Annotated in this window: 17 protein-coding genes and 2 pseudogenes; 6 read left to right on the top strand and 13 right to left on the bottom strand. The window is 67.6% G+C overall.

The genetic code is table 11. The features are described from left to right. Nucleotides 1-23: 23 nt before the first annotated feature. Nucleotides 24-320, top strand: coding sequence for an I78 family peptidase inhibitor (locus tag H9L16_RS05650; protein ID WP_187553571.1), 297 nt, complete (start codon nucleotides 24-26; stop codon nucleotides 318-320). Between the two features lie 15 nt (nucleotides 321-335). Here H9L16_RS05650 and H9L16_RS05645 read toward each other — a convergent pair whose 3' ends face one another. The 10 genes and pseudogenes from H9L16_RS05645 to H9L16_RS05600 form a co-directional block, all read right to left on the bottom strand. Further along, nucleotides 336-1,598 carry a TCR/Tet family MFS transporter gene (locus H9L16_RS05645; RefSeq protein WP_187553570.1) on the bottom strand — a complete coding sequence of 421 codons (1,263 nt, stop codon included), beginning with the start codon at nucleotides 1,596-1,598 and terminating at the stop codon, nucleotides 336-338. Nucleotides 1,599-1,682: 84 nt separating this feature from the next. Next, nucleotides 1,683-2,273, bottom strand: coding sequence for a DUF2239 family protein (locus H9L16_RS05640; RefSeq protein ID WP_187553569.1), 591 nt, complete (start codon nucleotides 2,271-2,273; stop codon nucleotides 1,683-1,685). 40 nt (nucleotides 2,274-2,313) lie between these two features. Next, a complete protein-coding gene (locus tag H9L16_RS05635) occupies nucleotides 2,314-3,243 on the bottom strand; it encodes an NAD(P)/FAD-dependent oxidoreductase (RefSeq protein WP_229796555.1) in 930 nt (309 codons plus the stop codon). Further along, a complete protein-coding gene (folE, locus tag H9L16_RS05630; RefSeq protein WP_187553568.1) occupies nucleotides 3,224-3,838 on the bottom strand; it encodes a GTP cyclohydrolase I FolE in 615 nt (204 codons plus the stop codon). Before folE ends, H9L16_RS05635 begins: the two co-directional genes overlap by 20 nt. A gap of 69 nt (nucleotides 3,839-3,907) precedes the next feature. After that, nucleotides 3,908-5,359, bottom strand: a complete 1,452-nt coding sequence (locus tag H9L16_RS05625) for an efflux transporter outer membrane subunit (RefSeq protein ID WP_223158176.1) — start codon at nucleotides 5,357-5,359, stop codon at nucleotides 3,908-3,910. After that, nucleotides 5,353-6,105: an SDR family oxidoreductase gene (locus H9L16_RS05620; RefSeq protein WP_187553567.1), complete on the bottom strand. Its 753-nt coding sequence runs from the start codon at nucleotides 6,103-6,105 to the stop codon at nucleotides 5,353-5,355. Before H9L16_RS05620 ends, H9L16_RS05625 begins: the two co-directional genes overlap by 7 nt. Before the next feature lie 70 nt (nucleotides 6,106-6,175). Further along, nucleotides 6,176-9,345: pseudogene (locus tag H9L16_RS05615) on the bottom strand (efflux RND transporter permease subunit). A 134-nt stretch (nucleotides 9,346-9,479) separates the two neighbouring features. Continuing rightward, nucleotides 9,480-10,640 (bottom strand): efflux RND transporter periplasmic adaptor subunit, encoded by a 1,161-nt coding sequence (locus tag H9L16_RS05610; protein WP_187554064.1) that lies wholly within the window; start codon nucleotides 10,638-10,640, stop codon nucleotides 9,480-9,482. A 74-nt stretch (nucleotides 10,641-10,714) separates the two neighbouring features. Further along, nucleotides 10,715-11,515, bottom strand: a complete 801-nt coding sequence (locus H9L16_RS05605) for an SDR family oxidoreductase (protein ID WP_187553566.1) — start codon at nucleotides 11,513-11,515, stop codon at nucleotides 10,715-10,717. A gap of 23 nt (nucleotides 11,516-11,538) precedes the next feature. Beyond that, a complete protein-coding gene (locus H9L16_RS05600) occupies nucleotides 11,539-11,784 on the bottom strand; it encodes a hypothetical protein (protein WP_187553565.1) in 246 nt (81 codons plus the stop codon). A 127-nt stretch (nucleotides 11,785-11,911) separates the two neighbouring features. On the opposite strand from H9L16_RS05600, the gene H9L16_RS05595 reads away from it, so the two are divergent. The 4 genes and pseudogenes from H9L16_RS05595 (at nucleotide 11,912) to H9L16_RS05580 (ending at nucleotide 17,097) form a co-directional block, all read left to right on the top strand. Next, nucleotides 11,912-12,967: a LysR family transcriptional regulator gene (locus H9L16_RS05595; protein WP_187553564.1), complete on the top strand. Its 1,056-nt coding sequence runs from the start codon at nucleotides 11,912-11,914 to the stop codon at nucleotides 12,965-12,967. A gap of 135 nt (nucleotides 12,968-13,102) precedes the next feature. Beyond that, nucleotides 13,103-14,985: pseudogene (locus H9L16_RS05590) on the top strand (DUF885 domain-containing protein). A 143-nt stretch (nucleotides 14,986-15,128) separates the two neighbouring features. Continuing rightward, nucleotides 15,129-16,763: a family 43 glycosylhydrolase gene (locus H9L16_RS05585; protein WP_187553563.1), complete on the top strand. Its 1,635-nt coding sequence runs from the start codon at nucleotides 15,129-15,131 to the stop codon at nucleotides 16,761-16,763. Between the two features lie 160 nt (nucleotides 16,764-16,923). Further along, complete coding sequence (locus H9L16_RS05580; RefSeq protein WP_187553562.1) at nucleotides 16,924-17,097, top strand: hypothetical protein; 174 nt, start codon at nucleotides 16,924-16,926, stop codon at nucleotides 17,095-17,097. 55 nt (nucleotides 17,098-17,152) lie between these two features. Here H9L16_RS05580 and H9L16_RS05575 read toward each other — a convergent pair whose 3' ends face one another. The 3 genes from H9L16_RS05575 to H9L16_RS05565 form a co-directional block, all read right to left on the bottom strand. Then, nucleotides 17,153-17,380, bottom strand: coding sequence for a hypothetical protein (locus tag H9L16_RS05575; RefSeq protein ID WP_187553561.1), 228 nt, complete (start codon nucleotides 17,378-17,380; stop codon nucleotides 17,153-17,155). A gap of 128 nt (nucleotides 17,381-17,508) precedes the next feature. Then, nucleotides 17,509-18,639: a fatty acid desaturase family protein gene (locus tag H9L16_RS05570; RefSeq protein WP_187553560.1), complete on the bottom strand. Its 1,131-nt coding sequence runs from the start codon at nucleotides 18,637-18,639 to the stop codon at nucleotides 17,509-17,511. A 5-nt stretch (nucleotides 18,640-18,644) separates the two neighbouring features. Then, nucleotides 18,645-19,748, bottom strand: coding sequence for a flavin reductase family protein (locus H9L16_RS05565; protein ID WP_187553559.1), 1,104 nt, complete (start codon nucleotides 19,746-19,748; stop codon nucleotides 18,645-18,647). A 106-nt stretch (nucleotides 19,749-19,854) separates the two neighbouring features. Here H9L16_RS05565 and fabR point away from each other — a divergent pair, with 106 nt between their 5' ends. Continuing rightward, a complete protein-coding gene (gene fabR / locus H9L16_RS05560; protein ID WP_229796554.1) occupies nucleotides 19,855-20,502 on the top strand; it encodes an HTH-type transcriptional repressor FabR in 648 nt (215 codons plus the stop codon). Nucleotides 20,503-20,596: the final 94 nt, after the last annotated feature.

Below are 20,596 nucleotides of genomic sequence, written 5' to 3'. Positions count from 1 at the left end.
ATCACATTCCCGGGAATCCGCTCATGTCGCTGCGCCCCTTGTTTCTGCTGCCCACCGTGTTCGCACTGGCCGCCTGCGCCTCGCAACCCGCGGCTGAAGACGCCACTGCCGGCACCGGCACCTGCAATGCCGAGCCCGCGCAGTCGCACGTCGGCAAGCCCGCCAGCGACGCCAATGTGCAGGCCGCGTTCAAGGCCTCCGGCGCGAAAACCATGCGCTCGATCAAGCCCGGCCAGGCGGTCACGATGGATTACCGCGAGGACCGGGTGAACATCCACCAGGACGCGAGCGGCACCATCGAACGGATCAGCTGCGGCTGATCGCGCGCGGCGCGCTCAGGCCGCGGGTTCGCCTGCGGCCTTCGCCGGCAGGTGCGCGGAATCGGTGAACCGCCAGGCCACGAAGGCGGCGATCGCCAGCAGTAACGACGCGATCAGGAACGCAATCCCGGGCATGCGCACCGGCGCAAGCGGGCCGATGAAGAAGCCGAATGCGCCCGCGAACAGCGCCGGCGCGAAGATCCCGGCCAGCGACACCAGACTGCTCATCGAACCCTGGATGCGGCCCTGCGCATCCGCCGGTACCTGCTTGGTGATCAGCGCCTGCGTGGCCGGCGCGGCGATCGCCCACAGCGCGCTGATCGGCAGGCCGAGCATGAACATCCAGCCGGTGCCCGCGAGTCCGTAGATCAGGAATCCCAACGTGCCGCAGGCCAGCCCGAACATCACCGCGCGACGTTCGCCGAATGCCTTCACCAGCCGGCCGACCAGCAACACGTTGACGATCACGCTGAGCACGCCGACCACCGACAGCACATAGCCTGCCTGCTTTTCCTTCCAGCCGTAGGCCGCGTCGGCGAACAGCACGAAGGTGCTCGGGTAGACGTAGTGGGCGAAGTTGGCGATGAACACCACCGCGACCAGGCCCCAGATCTGCGGGTAGTCGCGCAGCATCTTCACCCCACCCATCGGCTTGGCATGGGTCCAGTCGAAGCGCGGCGTGCGCTTGTCCTTGTGCAACGATTCCGGCAGTACGAACAGGCCGTAGCAGAAGTTGATCAGCGCGAGCCCCGCCGCGAACCAGAACGGCAGGCGATGGTCGATGTCGCCCAGCACGCCGCCGATCAACGGCCCGACGATGAAGCCCAACCCGAACGCCGCGCCGATCATGCCGAACGCCTTGGCCCGCCCCTCGGGCGCGGTGACGTCGGCGATGTAGGCATTCGCGGTGGTGAAGCTGGCCGAGGTCACCGCCGAGATGATCCGGCCGACGAACAGCCAGGCCAGGCTCGGTGCCAGCGCCATGAACACGAAGTCCAGGCCCAGGCCGAGGCACGAAATCAGGATCACCGGACGGCGACCGTAGCGGTCGGACAGCGCACCCTGGATCGGTGCGCTGAAGAACTGCACCAGCGAGAACGAGAACGCGAACGCACCGGTCCAGTACGCCGCGGTGGAGGTGTCGCCGCCGACGAATTCCTGCACCAGGTGCGGCAGCACCGGGATGATCACCCCGAACGCCAGCACGTCGATCAGCACGGTGATGAAGATGAAGACCAGCGCGGCATTGCGTGCGCCTGGAGCCAGGAGTGCGTTCAAGTGGAATTCCGTTGAGGGACTGCGTCATTCGGTGACGGATGACGCGTTCGTTGCTGGCGCCGCGATCGGCGCGACGCGCGATTGTCAGCTGCCGAAGGCATCCGTGGCCAGCCACATCGCGTGATCGCGCACATCGTCGGCCCAGCGCGCGACATGTCCCTCGAAACGGGACACGTCGCCGGCGAACAGTGCGCGCGACGCGTCCTCGAAACCGGGTGCATCGCCGGCCATCGCCTGCATGAAGCGGAAGGTCGCCTCCTGCGCGGCGCGGCGGCGGTCGTCGGCGGAGGACACCTTGCGCGCGTCTTCCACCAATCGCCGCAATGCGACCGAGGCCCCACCCGGTTGCGCCGCCAACCAATCCCAATGGCGCGGCAGCAGGGTGATCTCGCGGGCGACCACGCCCAGCTTCGGTCGGCCCGGCTTGCGCGGTGCCGGCGCGGCGTCCGTGCTGGCCGCCAGTTGCGGTTGCGCGAGCAGGCGCAGCAGGTCGGCGGCGGGCAGTTCCAGCGGGACCTCGACGGTGCGGCCGTCGGCGTCGTCGAATACCAGCACCGGCCGCTCCGGATGCAGGTCGTAGGCCTGCTTGGCCTTCATCGCCACATGCCGGAGCTCGCCCGTGGCGATCCGTTGCGGACCGGAAAACGCGGTGCAACGCAGGGATGGACTGGACATGCGACCTCCGGAACGAGGCCTTCATTTTATCCGGGCAAAATCAGACGTCAACCTGCCGCTCGCGCCAGTTGGCCGGTAGTCGGCCGTGCAGCGCCGAGGCCGCGATCGCCGCATGACCCATCGCCACGCTGATCTGGTTGAGCGCGCTGACCACATCGCCGACGGCGTACAGCCCGTCGACATTGGTCTGCATGCGTGCGTCGACGATGAGCTCGCCGTTGTCGTCCACCGCTGCGCCTAGCTCGCTGGCCAACTGCGACTGCGCATCGCTGCCCAGCACCGGGTAGAGCGTGTCAAAGCGGCGGGTACCGGCTTCGGTCTCGACCACGCAACCGCTGTCGTCGCAGTGCATCGCAAGCGCCGTCGGCAGCAGTTCGATGCCGGCCTGTTTCGCCACTTCGACGCATTCGGGCGAGGGCGCGCCGGCCTCGCTCGGAATCGCCGCAACCCGTTGCGAGAAACTGCGCAGGAACGCGGCGTGGCGGATCGCGTCATCGACCGGCGCCAGCACCGCGATCTCGGCGTCGCTGGCTTCGTAGCCGTCGCAAACCGCACACAGCCGAACTGCATGCGAGGCGATCCCGGCCTCCAGGCCGTCCATTGCCGGCATCACGTCGACCACGCCGGTCGCCAGCAACACGAAGCGCGCGCGCCACGTGCGGCCATCCGCGGCGGTCGCTGCGAATGCGTCGCCATCGTGCTGCAGGCGTTCGATCCGGCCTTCGTCGATGCATACGCCGAAGCTTTCCGCCTGCTCGCGCAACTTGCCCAGCAGGGCATCGCCGCCGATGCCTGAAGGAAACCCCGGGCAGTTGTGGCTGGTCGGGATCCAGCGCGCGCGGCTCTTGCCGGCATCGACCACGGCGAAGCGCCGATGGAACCGCGCGAGATACGTGGCGGCGGTCAGCCCGGCAGGACCGGCGCCGACCACAAGCACGTCGAGCAGGTCGTCAGCGCTTGCCGCCGACATCGATGAAACGCAGGAATTCGCTGCGGGTGCGGGCGTCGTCGCGGAAGCCGCCGAGCATCTTCGAGGTCACCATCGACACCCCGCGCTTGTGGATGCCGCGGGTGGTCATGCATTCGTGCGCGCCTTCCACCACCACGCCCACGCCGCGCGGATGCAGCGCGCGCTGGATGCAGTTGGCGATCTGCGCGGTCATCTTCTCCTGCACCTGGAAGCGCCGCGCATAGGCCTCGACCACGCGCGCGAGTTTGCTGATGCCGACCACCTTACCGTCCGGCAGGTAGCCGATGTGGACTTTGCCGATGATCGGCGCCATGTGGTGTTCGCAATGGCTTTCGTATTCGATGTCGCGAAGCACGATCATCTCGTCGTAGCCGGCGACTTCCTCGAAGGTGCGCGCCATGTACTCGTCCGGATCCAGCGCGTAGCCGCTGAACCAGTCCTCGTAGGCCTTGGCCACGCGCTTGGGCGTGTCCAGCAAGCCCTCGCGCTCGGGATCGTCGCCGGACCAGCGCAGCAGGACGCGCACCGCGTCCTCGGCCTGCGCGCGGCTGACCGCGTTGCGGACGTCATCGGTGCGGCGATCGTCATCGGCCATGGCGGCTCCGGCTTTGCGTGGGGATGGGCATGGTAGCGAACCGCGGTGGCTGCGGCGTCGATGCGTGGCTCAATCCGTGTCGGCCACGCCGATGCGGCGCGGCGAACGCTGCGGCCAGCCACCCGCCAGCGCCTGGTGCAAGGCGATGGCACTGGCGACCGAGCGGGTGCGCGCCGCGGCGAAGGCATCTTCGGCGGACAGGCGCGTGCGTTCGGCGTCCAATACTTCCAGCAGGTCGGAGGCTCCCGCCTGGAAGCGCACCCGCGCCAGCCGTGCGGCCTCGGCGCTGTCGCTGGCGGCCTGCTGCAGATGCGTGTCCTCGATGCGCGCCTGGTCGAGTCGCAGCAGCGCATCACCGGTGTCGCGCAGCGAGAGCAACACGCTGCGTTCGTACTGCGCCAGCGCCGCCTGTGCATCGGCATCGGCGGCGGCGATGCGTGCGCGCACGCGACCGGCGTCGAGGAAGCTCCAGTCGATCCCCAGCGCGACCAGGCCGGTCTCGCTGTCGCCGCCGAACAATGCGCTGCCGGTCGCTGCCTGCGAGCCGATCAATGCGCCCAGGGTGAAGCGCGGGAACAGGTCGGCGGTGGCCACGCCGATGCGCGCGGTGGCCGCGTGCAGGCGTTGCTCGGCGGCGGCCACGTCAGGACGGCGGCGCAGCAATTCGCCTGGCGTGCCGGGATCCGGCGCAGCCGGCACCGCGGGCAGCGGCGCGACCGCGGACAGTTCGGCATCCAGTGCGTCCGGCATGCGTCCGGCCAGCACGGCGATTCGATGGATGGCGATGCCGACTTCGGCGTCGAGTGCGGCCACCTGCGCCAGCGTGGCCTCGCGTTGCGCGCGTGCGCGGGCGGTGTCGAACGCGTTGTCGCGGCCGGCGTCGAAGCGCGCCTGCACCAGTGTCAATGTCTCGCGCTGGTTGTCGGCGTTCGCGCGGGCGACCCGCGCGCGTTCCTGCAAGCCGCGCAAGCCGACGTAACTCCGCGCGATGTCGCCGACGATCGCGACCTGCATGGCGCGCAGATCGGCATGCGATGCGGCGGCATCGGCATTGGAGGCCTCGATGCCGCGGCGCACGCGCCCGAGCAGATCCAGTTCCCATGACGCACGCGCATTCGCTGCGACGCTGTCCACATCGCGATCGTTGCGCGCAGCGCCAGGCAGTTGATCGGCGCTGGCGCGGCTCCTGGAGGCATCGGCATCCGCGGTGATCTGCGGCAGCGCGTCGAGCCGGCTGCCGCGACGCATCGCCTCCGCGCGATCGACATTCGCCAAGGCGATGCGCAGGTCGTGATTGGCAACCAATGCCTGCTCGACCAACTGCGTCAGCAGCGGATCGTCGAAGCCGCGCCAGAATTCGGCATCTTCGGCCGTGGTCGCTGCGTTCGCTGTCGTGTCGGCGTTCGCCGCATGCATGAACTGCGCCGGCACCGCCAGCGTGGGACGCACGAAGTCGGGACCGACCGCGCACGCGGACAGCAACGCGGTAACCAGCGCCAACGCGAGCGGGCGAATCACCACGGCAGCACCTGATCGAAGTAGTAGTAACCACCGGTGGGACCGTCGTTGCCGATCAGGGCCAGCTGCACGCTGGTGCGCGCGCCATCTGGTACGGACAGCTCGCCGTTCTGCTGGTCGCCGGACTTGTTCATGTCGGTCTGCACGTAGCCCGGATGGATGGTGTTGACCTTGATGCCGCTGTCCTTCAATTCGTGCGCCAGGTGCACGGTCCACGCGTTCACTGCGCTTTTCGACACGTTGTAGGCCGGCACGCCCTTGAACTCGTAGATGAAGGACGCCGGGTTCTGGTGTTCGGAGATCGAGCCGAGCAGGCTGGAGACATTGACGATGCGGCCGGCATCGGACTTGCGCAGCAGCGGCAGCAGCGCCTGGGTGGTGTCGATCAGGCCGAACAGGTTCGTATCGAACGTCGTGCGCCAGGTGGCGAGCGACTGACCGGACACGCCCTTGTCCGCCTCATCGACCATGATCCCGGCGTTGTTGACCAGGATGTCCAGCTTGCCGTGCTTTCGTTCGATCTCCTGCGCGGCCGCGGCGATGCTGGCGCTGTCGGTGACGTCCAGGGCAATGGCTTCGACCGGCAGGCCTTGCGCCTGCAGGGTGAGTGCGGCCTCGACCGCCTTGTCGCGATTGCGACCGGCCAGCAGCGTGTGCACGCCGGTCGCGGCGAGCTGGCGGACGGTTTCCAGGCCGATGCCACGGGTGGCGCCGGTGACGAGGGCGATCTTGTTCGTATTCGCGTTCATTGGTTTGCCTTGTGCGGGGAGGAAATTCGTCGGGGGAAAGTGGAAGAAGAGATCGGGGAATCGACATCGATCAGGAATGCGCCGGTGCCGCGATGGCATGCGGCGCATGCGACACCAGCGGACGGTTGGCCAGCTTGCGCAGGGCGACGTAGAACACCGGGGTCAGGAACAGCCCGAACAGGGTCACGCCGAGCATCCCGGCGAACACGGTGATGCCGGTGATCGAGCGCACTTCGGCGCCGGCGCCATGCGACAGCACCAGCGGCACGGTGCCGGCGATGAACGCGACCGAGGTCATCACGATCGGCCGCAGGCGCAGGCGGCAGGCTTCCAGCGCGGACTCGACGATGCCCTTGCCCTGCAGTTCCAGCTCGCGGGCGAACTCGACGATCAGGATCGCGTTCTTGCAGGCCAGTCCCATCAGCACGACCAGGCCGACCTGCACGAACACGTTGTTGTCGCCGCCGGCCAGCCACACGCCGAACAGCGCGGACAGCAGGGTCATCGGCACGATCAGGATCACCGCGAGCGGCAAGGTCCAGCTTTCGTACAGCGCGGCCAGCACCAGGAAGGCCAGCAGCACCGCCAGCGGGAACACCACCAGTGCGGCCTTGCCCTGGGTGGCCTGCTGGTAGCTCAGGTCGCTCCATTCGATCGCCATGCCGGTGGGCAGCACCTGCCGCGCCAGTTCGGTGACCTTGGCCATCGCCTCGCCGGAGGACAGCACGCGCGGGTCGGCCTCGCCGAGCAGATCGGCAGCGGGATAGCCGTTGAAACGGATCACCGGGTCCGGGCCGTAGCTCTGCTTCACCTGCACCATGCTGCCAAGCGGCACCATCTCGCCGGCGGCGTTGCGGGTGCGCAGGTTGGCGATGTCCTCCACGTTGTCGCGGAACGAACCATCGGCCTGGGCGATCACCTGCCAGGTGCGGCCGAACATGTTGAAGTCGTTGACGTAAGCGGAGCCCAGGTACGCCTGCAGGGTGTCGAACAACTCGGTCAGCGGCACACCCTGCGCCTTCGCCTTGACCCGGTCGACCTCGACATCCAGCTGCGGCACGTTGGCCTGGTAACTGCTGATCGGGAAGCCCAGCCCCGGTGCCTGCGAGGCCGCGCCCTGGAAGGCCTGCACCGCGCCCTGCAATTCGCCGTAGCCCAGCCGCGTGCGGTCCTCGACGAACAGCGACCAGCCCGAACCATTGCCCAGTCCCTGGATCGGCGGCGGCATGAAGGCGAAGGTGAAGCCTTCCTGGATGCTCGAGAACTTCTGGTTGAGCTCGGCGGTGATCTCCGCCGCGCTGCGCGAGCGCTCGCTGAAGGGATCCAGGGTGAAGAACACCACGCCGCTGTTCGGGGTGTTGGTGAACTGCAGCGGATTGAGGCCGGGGAAGGCGACCTCATGGGCCACGCCGTCCACGCCCTTCGCGATCGCCGCCATCTTCTTCAGCGCGGCATCGGTGCGTTCGATCGAGGCACCTTCCGGCATCTTCACCCCGGCGATCAGGTACAGCTTGTCCTGCACCGGGATGAAGCCCGAGGGCACGATCTTGAACATGAAGGCCGCACCGACCAGCAACACCGCGTACACCGCGAACACTGCGCCGCGACGGCCCAGCGCGCGCGACACCGCGCCTTCGTAACGTTCCGAGTTGCGCTTGAAGAAGCGATTGAACGGGCGGAACAACCAGCCGAACGCACGATCGATCAGCCGCGACGGCGCGTCCTTCGCCGCATCGCGCGGCTTCAGCAGCTTGGCCGCCAGGGCCGGCGACAGGGTCAGCGAATTGATCGCCGAGATCACCGTCGAGATGGCAATCGTCACCGCGAACTGCTTGTAGAACTGGCCGGTGACGCCGCTCATGAACGCCATCGGCACGAACACCGCGCACAGCACCAGGGCAATCGCGATGATCGGCCCGGACACTTCACGCATCGCCAGGTGCGCGGCTTCCAGCGGTGAAGACCCGTGTTCGATGTGGCGCTCCACGTTCTCGACCACCACGATCGCGTCATCGACCACGATGCCGATCGCCAGCACCAACCCGAACAACGTCAGCGTGTTGATCGAGTACCCGAGCACGTACAGCACCGCGAAGGTACCGACCACCGATACCGGCACCGCCAGCAATGGAATGATCGAGGCGCGCCAGGTCTGCAGGAACAGGATCACCACCAGTACCACCAGCAAGGTTGCTTCCAGCAGCGTGGTCACCACTGCCTTGATCGAGTCGCGCACGAAGATCGTGGTGTCGTAGATCGACTGGATCTCCACCCCGGCGGCAGGGTCGGACGCAGTTCGTCCATCTTCGCCACCACCGCATCGCGGATCTGCAGGGCATTCGCGCCCGGCGCCTGGAAGATGCCGATCGCCGCCGCGTTGTTGCCGTCGAGGCGTGCGCGCAAGGTGTAATCGCCGGCGGCCAGCTCGATGCGGGCGACGTCGCGCAGGCGCACGATCTCGCCATCCGCGCCGCTCTCCAGCACGATGTCGCCGAACTCGGCCACGGTTTCCAGGCGGCCCTTGGCATTGATCGGCAGCAGGAAATCGCTGCCGTTCGGCATCGGCTCCGCGCCCAGCTGGCCGGCCGAGACCTGCACGTTCTGTTCGCGCACCGCGCGCAACACATCACCGGCGGTCAGGCCGCGCGCGGCGACCTTGTCCGGATCCAGCCACAGGCGCATGGCGTAGTCGCCACCGCCGAACAGTTGCGCATCGCCCACGCCGGCGATCTTCGCCAGTTCGTCCTTGACGTGCAGGCGCATGTAGTTGCGCAGGTACAGCGAGTCGTACTTGCCGTCCTTCGACACCAGGTGCACCACCATCAGGAACACCGGCGACTGCTTCTGCGTGGTCACGCCCTGCCGCCGCACGTCCTCCGGCAACCGTGCCAGTGCCTGCGCCACGCGGTTCTGCACGCGCACCGCGGCCTCATCGGCATCGGTGCCCGGCTTGAAGGTCACGGTCAGCTGCAGCACGCCATCGGAACCGGCGACGGACTTGAAATACATCATGTCCTCGACCCCGTTGATGGCCTCTTCCAGCGGCGTCGCCACGGTCTCGGCGATCACCTTGGGATTGGCGCCCGGATACACCGTGCGCACCACCACCGACGGCGGCACCACTTCCGGGTACTCGCCGATCGGCAACAACGGGATCGCGATCAGGCCGGCGGCGAAGATCACGATCGACAACACGGCGGCGAAGATCGGCCGGTCGATGAAGAAGCGGGAGAAATCCATGGCATGTCCTCGGACCCGCGGATGCGGGCCGGTGGAAAGGGCCGCCGATCCCCGCCGCGGAGGAAGGGGACGCGGAAGGGATCGACGGCAGCAAGCGAAAACGCGCGACCGGCGGCCGGTCGCGGCGGCGGGAATCAGCGGGCGGCGACGGCCACCGCGGGTTGCGCTGGCGCACCCATCGCCACCTGTTTCGGCAGCACCGGCATGCCCGGGAAGAACACCTTCTGCACGCCCTGCACGATCACCCGGTCGCGCGGCGCCAGGCCGGACTGGATCACCCGCAGGCCATCCACGCTGCGACCCAGGACCACGTCCTTGCGCTGCGCGGTGTTGTCGGCGCCGACCACGTAGACATACTTGCGATCCTGGTCGGTCAGTACGGCCTTCTCGTCGACCAGCATCGCCGAGGATTGGCCGCTACCCTGCAATTGCACGCGGGCGAACAGGCCGGGGGTGAACAGGCGGTCGGGATTGCGCAGCACCGCCCGCGCGCGGAGGGTGCCGGTGCGCGGATCGACCTGGTTGTCGACGAAGTCCAGGGTGCCGGCGTGCGGATAGCCGGTCTCGCTCGACAGGCCGACGCGTACCGGGTGGTCGCCGGCGCTGCGCCCGTCCTTGCGGGCCAGCTCGGCGTAGCGCAGCCAGGTCTGCTCGTCGGTTTCGAAGTAGACGAACACCGGGTCCTGCGAAACCACCGTGGTCAGCAGGGTGGCGTCGGCCTGGGCGAGGTTGCCCTGGGTGACCAGCGCGCGACCGGCACGGCCATCGATCGGCGAGCGCACCTGGGTGAACTGCAGGTCCAGGCGCGCGGCGGCGACCGCGGCCTCGGCGGCACGGACCGCGGCACTCGCGCCGGCGCTGTTGGCCTTGCGCTGCTCGAACTCCTCGCGCGAAATCGCCTTCACTTCGATCAGCGATTGCGCACGCGCGTCCTGCGCGCCGGCCAGGCGGGATTCGGCTTGCGCACGGGCCAGCTCGGCCAGTGCGCGATCCAGCGTGGCCTGGTACGGGCGCGGATCGACCACGAACAGCAGGTCGCCCTTGTGGACTTCCTCGCCCTCGGCATACGCCACGCGCTGCACGTAACCGCTGACCCGCGGCCGCAGCTCCACGCTTTCCACCGCGGCGACGCGGCCGGTGAAGTCGTCCCACTGGCTCACGTTTTTGGTCAGCACGCTGGCCACGCTGACGTCCGGCGGCGGCGGGCCGGCGGCGGGTGCGGCTTGGCTGCTGCAAGCGGAGGCCGCCAGCGCGACCAGCACCGCGACCGCCAGACCGGCGAGCAGTGGCGGCATCGAAGCGCGTTGCGCGGGTGCCTGCGGCACGCCGGAACGGATCGCCTCGGGGAAGGCGGGAACACGTCGGGTCATCATGGGGAAGCTTCCTTGTACGAATGAGTGGCCGCCGCGGTCAGGCGGCCGAGCAGGGCGCGTGCATCGCGCAGGCAACCTGCGGGAGAGGTATTGGCGACGACCGGGGGATCGATCGGCGCGAGGGCGAAATCAACGACGGGATCGCCATGGCGTTCCGCGAGCAGTTGCACCGCGCGCTGGCCGATCTGCAGCGCGGTCGGCCAATGCGGGCGCGGCGCGCCGGCATGCAGGCCGCAGGTCGGGGTGGCCACCGACAACAGTTGCAGGCGGGTGCCGACGGCACGGGCTTCGTCGTGCAGGACGCGGGCGAGCATCCGCAGCGCGGCTTCGACCAGCGAACGCTGGCCCTGGCCGGCCCACGGATGCTGGCCGCCGGGCCCGCCGACCAGCACGTAGCGACCGCCATGGCGGAGCAGTGGCAGCAGGTGGCGGACCGCTGCGAGTTGTGGAGCCAACGCGCACTGCAAGGCATTGCAGGTGGCGTCGGCCGGCTGGTCGATCAGGCGGCCGCGCAGATTGCTGGCATCGACCGCCGACATCACCGCCGCCAACGGCATGCCCAACCCGCGCAATGCGGTGGCAAGCGCGCGTACATCGGCCTCGCCCGCGGCGGAGCCCGCCAGCACCGACAGGCTGCCGCGTGGATGCTCGGCCGCCAGCGTCGCCAACATGGCCGGGTTGCGATCCACCGCGATCACCGGGTGGCCGGCATCCAGCGCCGCCGCCAGCAGGCCACGGCCGATCACGCCGGTGGCGTCCAGCACGACCACCGCGAGGCGGCGGGTCTCGAGCGGCATTGTCCCGTTTGCCATTATCCCGTTCACGGGATTTTTTCTCCCGTATCCGGGACGATGGCGGCGTCGGCGGGGGTGCTCAACACGTAGTCGACCGCCTGCGCCAGCAGCGGCAGGGCGGCGATCACCAGCCCCATCGCGATGATCCACGGGTACACCGGATCGGTGCTAAACACTTGATCCACAACGAGAGCGACCAGGCCAAGCATGTCGATGGCGAGGAAGCCGAGCAGGGCGTGGCGACGCAGGCGGGAGGAAAAAGTGGAACGCATGACACGGCTCGTCGGGGAGGAGTGGCGCCAAGGTACGCGCCGACGCGGCACTTGATTAGCCACTGAATCGGGGAATAATTGTCCCTGCATTGGTCCAATGCCCTGCCACCCTCCAAAGGCGTCTGCCATGTCACGCGATCTCAACGACACCCTCGTCTTCGTCCGGGTGGTGGAACACGGCAGCTTCATCGCCGCCGCGCGTTCGCTGCAGCTGCCCAAGACCACGGTCAGCCGCAAGGTGCAGGACCTGGAGACGCGCCTCGGCGCGCAACTCCTGCATCGCACGACCCGCAAGCTCGGCCTGACCGAGGCCGGCAACATCTATTTCGAACATTGCCAGCGCATCGCCCGCGAACTCGACGAAGCGGAAAGCGCGGTCGGCCAGTTGCAGCAGGGACCGCGCGGCTGGCTGCGGATCACCGCGCCGTATTCGCTCGGCATCGAACGCATCGCGCCACTGCTCGGCGAGTTCCACACGTTGCATCCCGACGTGCGCGTGGAGATGCTGCTGACCAACGAGACCGTCGACATCATCGACAAGGAACTCGACATCGCGCTGCGGGTCGGGCCGTTGCCGGATTCGACCTTCATCGCGCGGTCGCTGGCCACGCTGCGCACGCAGGTGTTCGCCAGCGTCGCCTACCTGGAACGCCACGGCGAACCGCTGCATCCCGACGACCTGCAGCACCACCGCACCCTGGCGATGACCAAGCAGCGCCGCAACGGCGGCTTCTGCTGGCCGCTGGACGATGGTGCGGGCATGAGCGAGTTCCGCATCGACCCGGTGTTCGTGGCCAACGATCCGGCCGGCCTGCGCGGCGCGCTGCTGTGCGGCGAAGGCCTGATGCTTGCCAACGACGTGATGGTCAAGCCGTTCGTCGAACGCGGCTACCTGCGCCGCGTGCTGCCGGCGTGGAACGGCCCGGAATACGAACTCAACGCGGTCTTCCCGCGCGGCCGCGTGCAGTCGCCGAAGGTGCGTGCGTTCATCGATTTCCTGATGGAACGCTTCGACTACGACGCCGACTACATGCAGCTGCAATGCCCGGACAAGCGCCGCGAATGCCAGCAGGCGCAACACCGCGCCGCCGACGCCGCGCGCGCGGAACTCGAGCGGGCGTCGCGCATCGGCGACGACCTGCACGACGACGACATCGCGCACAGGCAAACCGTACTCGCCTGAGCCGCGCAGTGCCGCGGCGAAACGTGGCGCAGCCCGCATTTCGATGCGGTTGACCGCGCCGGGTGACGATCCGCATACGCATCGCCCGTCCATAGGCCACACAATCGGGCTGCCTATTCCCCCAAGGAACCTCCGATGCCGCCCGTCCTGTCCCGCACTGCCCTCGCCCTTGCCGTCGCTTTGGGCGTGGGCCTGTCCGCCTGCTCGAAGCCGGCGACCGACACTGCCGCGGCAACGACCGTCGCCGCCGCGCCAAGCGCCGAGCAAATCAAGGCCGAATCCGCGCGGCTGAATGCCTGGTTCGAGAAAAAGTACGAGGAACAACTGCAATTCAGCCCGATCCAGCTGACCATGCTCGGCCGCAAGGAGCTGTACAACCAGATCGACGACATGTCGGAAGCCGGCATGCGCAGGCAACTGGCTTGGCAGGAGGTCTCGGTGAAAGAGATGGAAGCCGGCTTCGATTACAAGGCGCTGGATCCGGAAACGCAGCTGTCCTGGGACCTGTGGAAGAAGCAGTACGAGAACGCCCGCGACGGCATGGCATTCCTGGGCAACGGCTATCCGTTCGAGCAGATGGGTGGCATGCAGAGCTTCGCGCCCACCTTCATGATCAATTTCCACAAGGTCGCGGACGAAAACGATTACATCGCCTATATCGGGCGCCTGCAGAAGCTGGGCACGGCGTTCGATCAGGCGCTGGAACGCGCGCGCGCATCGGCCGCGGGGGCATCCGTCCACCGAAATTCGCATTCGAGGGCGTGATCGACCAATCGAGCAAGATCATCGCCGGCGCACCGTTCGACGGTGGCAAGGACAGTGCGCTGTGGGCCGATGCGCAGGCCAAGGCCGACGCCCTGGCGAAGGACGGCAAGGTCACCGCCAAACGCGCCATAGCCCTCAAGGCGGAGGCGCGCAAGGCGCTGCTCAACGACATCAAGCCGGCCTACGAGAGGATCATCGCGTTCGCTCGCGAGGAACTGCCGAAGGCCGCGGTCAATCCCGGCGGCGTGGGCACCACACAGTCCAATGGCGCGGCGTACTACACCCATCAGTTGAAGATGAACACCTCGACCGGCATGAGCGCCGACGAGATCCACCAGCTCGGCCTGTCGGAAGTCGCGCGCCTGCGTGGCGAACTGGAGAAGGTGCAGAAGACGATGGGCGTCGAGGGCGACCTGCCGGCGTTCTTCAAGCACGTGCAGGCCGATCCGGAGCGGCTGTTCCCGAACACCGATGCCGGCCGCCAGGCCTACATCGACGAAGCCACCGCCGACATCGCCAACATCAAGGAGCACCTGCCGGACTACTTCGGCCTGCTGCCCAAGGCCGACCTGGTGGTGAAGCGCGTCGAGGCCTTCCGCGAACAGCCCGGCGCGGCCCAGCATTACTACCCCGGCACCCCGGACGGCTCGCGTCCCGGCGTGTACTACGCGCACCTGGTCGACATGAACTCGATGCCGAAGACCGAGCTCGAAGTCATCGCGTATCACGAGGGCCTGCCGGGCCATCACATGCAGATCTCGATCGCGCAGGAACTCACCGGCGTGCCGACCTTCCGCACCCAGGCGTTCGACACCGCCTACGCTGAAGGTTGGGGCCTGTATTCCGAGTGGCTGGCGAAGGAGATGCCTGGCACCTACCAGACCCCGTACTCCGAATACGGCCGGTTGATGTCGGAGATGTGGCGCGCGATCCGCCTTGTCGTCGACACCGGCATGCATGCGAAGGGCTGGACCGAGCAGCAGGCGGTCGATTATTTCCGCGCGAACAGTTCGGTGCCCGACGCGGCGATCAAGTCCGAGATCCAGCGCTACCTGGTGATGCCCGGCCAAGCCACCGCGTACAAGGTCGGCATGATCCGCATCCAGCACCTGCGCAAGAAGGCGGAAACCGAACTCGGCGCGAACTTCGACATCCGCGGCTTCCATGATGCGGTGCTGGGTGGCGGCGCGCTGCCGCTCGACTTGCTGGAACGGCGCGTGGACAGCTGGATCGCGAGCAAGAAGGCAAGCTGATTTCGACAGCGCGCAGCGCGTGAAAAAGCCGGGCATTGCCCGGCTTTTTCACGTCGCCGTCGCCTTCCCCGACTATTCCACCAGCGCATGACTGGTATGCCGATGCGGTCCCGTGGATAGATGCGATCCACGCTCGCACGGAAATGCCGATGACCACCCGCAGGGACCTGTTCAAGGCCATGGCCGTCGGCGCACTCGCGGCACCGCTGCAAGGTCTTGCCGGCACCGCATCGACCGACACCTGCACATCGCGCGTGCCCGGCTGGGGGCGCGGCATCGAAGGCCAGCGCAAGGCCGACCTTGGCGACGGCACTTACCGCAATCCGATCATCGCCGGCGACCATCCGGATCCGAGCATCCTCAAGGATGGCGACGACTACTACATGACGTTCTCGTCGTTCCTGTCGTACCCGGGGCTGGTGCTCTGGCACTCCACCGACCTGGTCAACTGGGCGCCGATCGGCCCCGCGTTGCACAAGAATCTGGGCGACATCTGGGCGGTCGACCTGTGCAAGCACGGTGCCCGCTACTTCATCTACCTCCCGGCCAATCCCACCGGAAATGGCTGGTCGATCTTCGTGATCTGGGCCGACGACATCCGCGGCCCGTGGAGCGAGCCCGTCGATCTGAATATCCGCGGCTGCATCGATCCCGGCCACGTGGTCGGCGAGGACGGCAGGCGCTATCTGTTCGTCAACGGCATCCGCAAGATCCGCCTGCGCGACGACGGCCTGGCCACCGATGGCGAACTCGAAGACGCGTACCAGCCGTGGCGCTATCCCGAGCACTGGATCACCGAGAACTTCGCGCCCGAAGGCCCCAAGCTGTTGTGGCGCGATGGCTGGCTGTACCTGGTCACCGCGGTTGGCGGCACCGCCGGTCCCGCGACCGGCCACATGGTGATCGCCGCGCGTTCGCGCTCGGTGCATGGCCCGTGGGAACACTGCCCGCGCAACCCGCTGGTGCGCACGCAGACCGCCGACGAACCGTGGTGGTCGCGCGGCCACGCCACGCTGGTCGAAGGCCCGGCAGGCGACTGGTGGATGGTCTACCACGGCTACGAAAACGGCTACCGCACACTGGGTCGCCAGGCCCTGCTGGAATCGGTCGAGTGGACCGATGACGGCTGGTTCCGCGCGACCGGCGGCGACCTGTCGAAGCCGTTGCGCAAGCCCTCAGGTGGAAAAGCCGGAGTGGCCGGTTTTGCATTGTCCGGCGGCTTCGAGGCCGAGCGCTTCGGCGTGCAATGGTGCTTCCATCAACCCGGCCCGGATGAAGACAAACGCCTCTCGCGCGATGGCGATGCATTGATCCTAGCCGCCTCAGGCACGTCACCCGCCAACAGCGCGCCGCTGGTCTGCCTGGTCGGCGACCGCGCCTACCAGGTCGAGGTGGCGATGGAGCTCGATGGCAGCGATGTCGAAGCCGGCCTGCTGCTGTTCTACAACCACAAGGCCTTCATCGGCCTCGGTTTCACCAGCGACACCGTCAGGACCTGGCAGTACGCCGAGGAATTGCCGTGGGCGCGCGTCCCGCGTGCGAACAAGACGCCGCGCGTGCGCATGACCAACAACGCACACGTCGTCACCTTCGAGTATTCGCACGATGACGGCCGCAGCTGGACCGTGCATGGCACGCGCATGGAAGTCTCGGGCATGCACCACAACGTCTTCGGCGGTTTCCTCAGCCTGCGCGTCGGCCTGTTTGCGGTGGGCAAGGGCGCGGTGCGCCTGCACGACTTCCGTTACCGCGCAGTGGCTGAATCCGTCGAAGGCTGACCACGACGCGCAAGCGTCACCGGAACGCGAACGCCATCACCAAGCTGACTGGCGCTTCATACGATCTTTGCGTTTTTTTCGCGTATCTCGAATGCACGGGAATGCATCCTGCACACGTGGTCAGGATGGCCACGCCCCCCACATCACAGGAGTGCAATCGATGCCCACAAACCCGCAGAACAATCCGCAGACCAACAAGGACCAGAACCAGCACGGACGCGACCAGCAACTCGCTGGCAACAATCCGTCGAAGCAGGCTCGGGATCAGAAGGATATGGACAAGGGCGGCAATGCGAAGCAATCGCCCGGACGCGAGCCCGGCGACCGCAACTGACGACATCCACTCATGGCAACAGGGCAGGCTCAGGCCTGCCCTGCACGCATCTGCGTTACGCCATCGCGGAATTCGACGGTGCCGGCTTCCAGCCAAGCAGGCGCGCCGGCAGCATCAACAACGCATGCAGGAACGCGAACAGCGCGGAGAACGTGATCCCGACCAGGCGGAACGGCAGCGAGACCAGCCACGCGATCGGCCACAGCACCAGTGCGAGAAACGCGAGCGGCCAGCACAGAACCAGCAGCACGCACCACAGCATCAGGGCGATCAACGTCTTCATGGGCTCCGGGTCTCGCGATGTCGGCGCTGCACGCGCAGCGATCGCACCATCGCAATCTGCGGTCGCTGCATGCAAGACGTTTGCGACGAAACGCGGGATGCGGCGACGGACGTATGCGCGTCAGTCACTCATGCGCTTGCTTGCAACGCCAGTGACGCGGCACGCGGCTTGCTCGGGAATGCGTGGCGCAGGATCCGCCAGACCACCTGGCCGAACTGCACGGGCATCGAGCCGGTGTTGTAGTGCTGCCCATGCCGCGCGCAGATCTCGCGCACTTCCACCGCCATCGCCGCGTAGCGGTTGGCCGGGATGTCGGGGAAGAAGTGATGTTCGATCTGGTGGCTGAGGTTGCCGGTCATCAGGTTCATCAGGCGGCCGCCGGTGAGGTTGGATGACCCGCGCAGCTGGCGCAGGTACCACTGGCCGCGCGATTCGTTGCGCACCGACTCGCGCGGGAAGGTCTCGGCATCCGCAGTGAAATGACCGCAGAAGATCACGATGTAAGTCCACAGGTTGCGCAGGACGTTGGCGACCACGTTGCCCAGCAGGACCGGCAGGAAGAACGGCCCGGCCAGCAGCGGCCACAACACGTAGTCGCGCAGCACCTGCCGGCCCATCTTGCGGCCGACCGGACGGAACTGTTCGCGCAGCTGGGCGAAACGCAGCTTGCCGGCGAACCACCGCCCCAGGCGCAGGTCCTGGATCGCGATGCCCCATTCGAACAGGACCGCGAACACCACCGCGATGACCGGCTGGAACAGGTGGAACGGCTTCCAGCGCTGCTCGGGGAACAGCCGCAACAGGCCGTAGCCGATGTCGTCGTCCATCCCGCGCACATTGGTCCAGGTGTGGTGATGGTGGTTGTGGGTCTTGCGCCAGTTGTCGCTGGTGCCGGCGATGTCCCATTCGTAGGCCTGGCCGTTGAGCTGCGGATCGCCGGTCCAGTCGAACTGGCCATGCATGACGTTGTGGCCGAGCTCCATGTTCTCGAGGATCTTCGACAGCGCCAGCAGCAAGGTGCCGGCGATGCACACCGGCCACAGCAGCGCGGGCACCAATGCACCTGCGATCGCGCCGACCATCAACAGCAGACGCCCGGCCAGGCCGATCCAGCGCACGGATGCGGCGACGGCGCGGATGTAGTCGGCGTCGCCCTGGCCGAGGGTGGCGACGGTGCGTGCACGCACGGCGTCGATCTCGTTGCCGAAGCGCTCGAGTTCGGCGGCACTCAGGACGCGGTTGCGGATGGTCGAAGTCATGGCGGTCACAGGTCGAGGACAAGGTCGCTGGCGGCGCGGGTCACGCACAGGCGCAGCGCGGTCACCGGCTCGTGTTCGAGCGCGCCGGTGTGCAGGTGGCGGGTACTGCCGGAACGCTTCCCGCAGGCGCAGGTATTGCAGATGCCCATGCGGCAGCCGTGCGCCGGCGCCAGCCCTGCGGCCTCGAGCGCTTCCAGCAGCGAACTGCTGCGCGGCAAGGTCAGCACGCGCTGGCTGGCGGCCAGGGTGACCTGCACGCTGCCGCTGGTGTCGATGTCGTCGGCGATGCGCGGCGGGGTGAACGCTTCGCTGTCGAACGCCAGTGCCTGCGATGCCGCGAGCCTGCGAGCAACGTCGACGAAGTCGTTCGGCCCGCAAGCAAGCACGCGACGCGTCTCGATATCAGGCACATGCTTCGCGAGCAGCGCAGCATCGATGCGACCGATGCCTTCATCGTCCTCCGTCGCGGTATCGCCGGTCAGCATGAATCGCACGTCGAAGCCAGGCATGTCGCGCGCGAACCCGCGCAACTCATCGACGAAGCACAACTCGTCGCGACGCCGCGCCCAGACCAGCAAGGTCAGCCGCACCGGCATGCCGCGCTCCGCCAATGCGCGAGTCATCGACATCAGCGGGGTGATGCCGCTGCCGGCGGCGAGGAACAGCAGCGGCGCATCCCGCTGCGCCGGCAAGGTCATCTCGCCGAAGGCCGGGCCGATGTCGAGCCACGCCCCGACCGCCACGTCATCGCACAGGAATGCACTCAGCTTGCCGCCTGCCACGCGCTTCACGGTGATCTCGATGCGGCCATCCGCGCGAATGGCGGTCGGACTGTAGCTGCGCCGCACCCGGCGGCCCTCGATCTCGGCGCCGATGCTGACGTGCCGGCCGGGCCGGCACCCGCCCCAGCCCCGGCCGGGCTGCAGCACCAGGGTGACCGCATCGGCGGATGCCCGGCGGCGCTCCAGCACGCGGGCGCGGCCTGCATCCATTCCCGGCACCAACCGGTCGGCCCAGAACGCCAGCGCCTGCGGCGGTGCCATCACGTCCGCCACGCGCCGCACAAGGCCACGCGCAAGACGGCGGGCGGAACGGGGTCGGGCGGTCATTCCAGTGCTCATGGCGGGCAATATACACGTGAATGCACACATGTGTATACAGTTGTGCATTGACGATTGCCGATATGATCCGGCACTGCCTCTCGCGACGCCTGCCTTGACTCAAGCCGCCATCCCCGACACCAGCGACGACAGCGGCCACGTCGGTCGCAAGGCCGCGATTTCCCGCGAGGACCTGCTGGCCGCGGCGCTGCGCCTGATCGGCCCGCATCGCAGCGTGTCCAGCCTCAGCCTGCGCGAGGTCGCCCGCGAGGCCGGCATCGCCCCCAACAGCTTCTACCGGCAGTTCCGCGACATCGATGAACTGGCGGTCGCGCTGATCGACCTGGCCGGGCAATCGCTGCGACGGATCGTCGGGGCCGCCCGGCATCGCGCCACCAGCGGGCGCAGCCTGGTGCATGGCTCGGTCGAGGCCTTCATGGAACAGCTGCGCGCCGACGACCGCCTGCTGCACGTCCTGCTGCGCGAGGGCACGGTCGGCTCGGACGCCTTCAAGAGCGCGGTCGACCGCGAACTCGGGTTCTTCGAGGAAGAACTGCGGATCGACCTGATCCGCTTCGCCAAGGCCGACGGCGTGACCCTGCACGAACCGGCGCTGGCCGCGAAGGCGATCACTCGCCTCGCGTTCGCGATGGGTGCCGCCGCGCTGGATCGACCGGCCGACCGCGACGCCGAAGTCGTCGAACAGCTCTCGCAGATGGTGCGGATGATCCTGGTCGGCGCACGCGCGCTGGAGCGGCACTGACGCGCGATACAAGCGCGTTACCGGCACGCTTTGCCGAATCGAATCAATCGGGTCGCGGGCATCGTCGGAAAGCCTCACGCTACTGGTCGCAGGC

Origin of the sequence: Thermomonas carbonis, from assembly GCF_014396975.1 — a bacterium.
Lineage (GTDB): Bacteria > Pseudomonadota > Gammaproteobacteria > Xanthomonadales > Xanthomonadaceae > Thermomonas > Thermomonas carbonis.
The sequence above is the reverse complement of the archived record's forward strand: the minus strand, read 5'-3'. Positions and strand labels throughout refer to the sequence as shown.

Excerpts from the sequence above, each read along its gene's own strand:
- H9L16_RS05595 (WP_187553564.1), top strand. The coding sequence starts at position 11,912 with ATGTCACGCGATCTCAACGACACCCTCGTCTTCGTCCGGGTGGTGGAA.
- H9L16_RS05565 (WP_187553559.1), bottom strand. The coding sequence starts at position 19,748 with ATGACCGCCCGACCCCGTTCCGCCCGCCGTCTTGCGCGTGGCCTTGTG.
- H9L16_RS05640 (WP_187553569.1), bottom strand. The coding sequence starts at position 2,273 with ATGTCCAGTCCATCCCTGCGTTGCACCGCGTTTTCCGGTCCGCAACGG.
- H9L16_RS05635 (WP_229796555.1), bottom strand. The coding sequence starts at position 3,243 with ATGTCGGCGGCAAGCGCTGACGACCTGCTCGACGTGCTTGTGGTCGGC.
- H9L16_RS05600 (WP_187553565.1), bottom strand. The coding sequence starts at position 11,784 with ATGCGTTCCACTTTTTCCTCCCGCCTGCGTCGCCACGCCCTGCTCGGC.
- H9L16_RS05585 (WP_187553563.1), top strand. The coding sequence starts at position 15,129 with ATGCCGATGACCACCCGCAGGGACCTGTTCAAGGCCATGGCCGTCGGC.
- H9L16_RS05620 (WP_187553567.1), bottom strand. The coding sequence starts at position 6,105 with ATGAACGCGAATACGAACAAGATCGCCCTCGTCACCGGCGCCACCCGT.
- folE (WP_187553568.1), bottom strand. The coding sequence starts at position 3,838 with ATGGCCGATGACGATCGCCGCACCGATGACGTCCGCAACGCGGTCAGC.
- H9L16_RS05610 (WP_187554064.1), bottom strand. The coding sequence starts at position 10,640 with ATGCCGCCACTGCTCGCCGGTCTGGCGGTCGCGGTGCTGGTCGCGCTG.
- H9L16_RS05575 (WP_187553561.1), bottom strand. The coding sequence starts at position 17,380 with ATGAAGACGTTGATCGCCCTGATGCTGTGGTGCGTGCTGCTGGTTCTG.
- H9L16_RS05605 (WP_187553566.1), bottom strand. The coding sequence starts at position 11,515 with ATGCCGCTCGAGACCCGCCGCCTCGCGGTGGTCGTGCTGGACGCCACC.
- H9L16_RS05650 (WP_187553571.1), top strand. The coding sequence starts at position 24 with ATGTCGCTGCGCCCCTTGTTTCTGCTGCCCACCGTGTTCGCACTGGCC.
- H9L16_RS05580 (WP_187553562.1), top strand. The coding sequence starts at position 16,924 with ATGCCCACAAACCCGCAGAACAATCCGCAGACCAACAAGGACCAGAAC.
- H9L16_RS05570 (WP_187553560.1), bottom strand. The coding sequence starts at position 18,639 with ATGACTTCGACCATCCGCAACCGCGTCCTGAGTGCCGCCGAACTCGAG.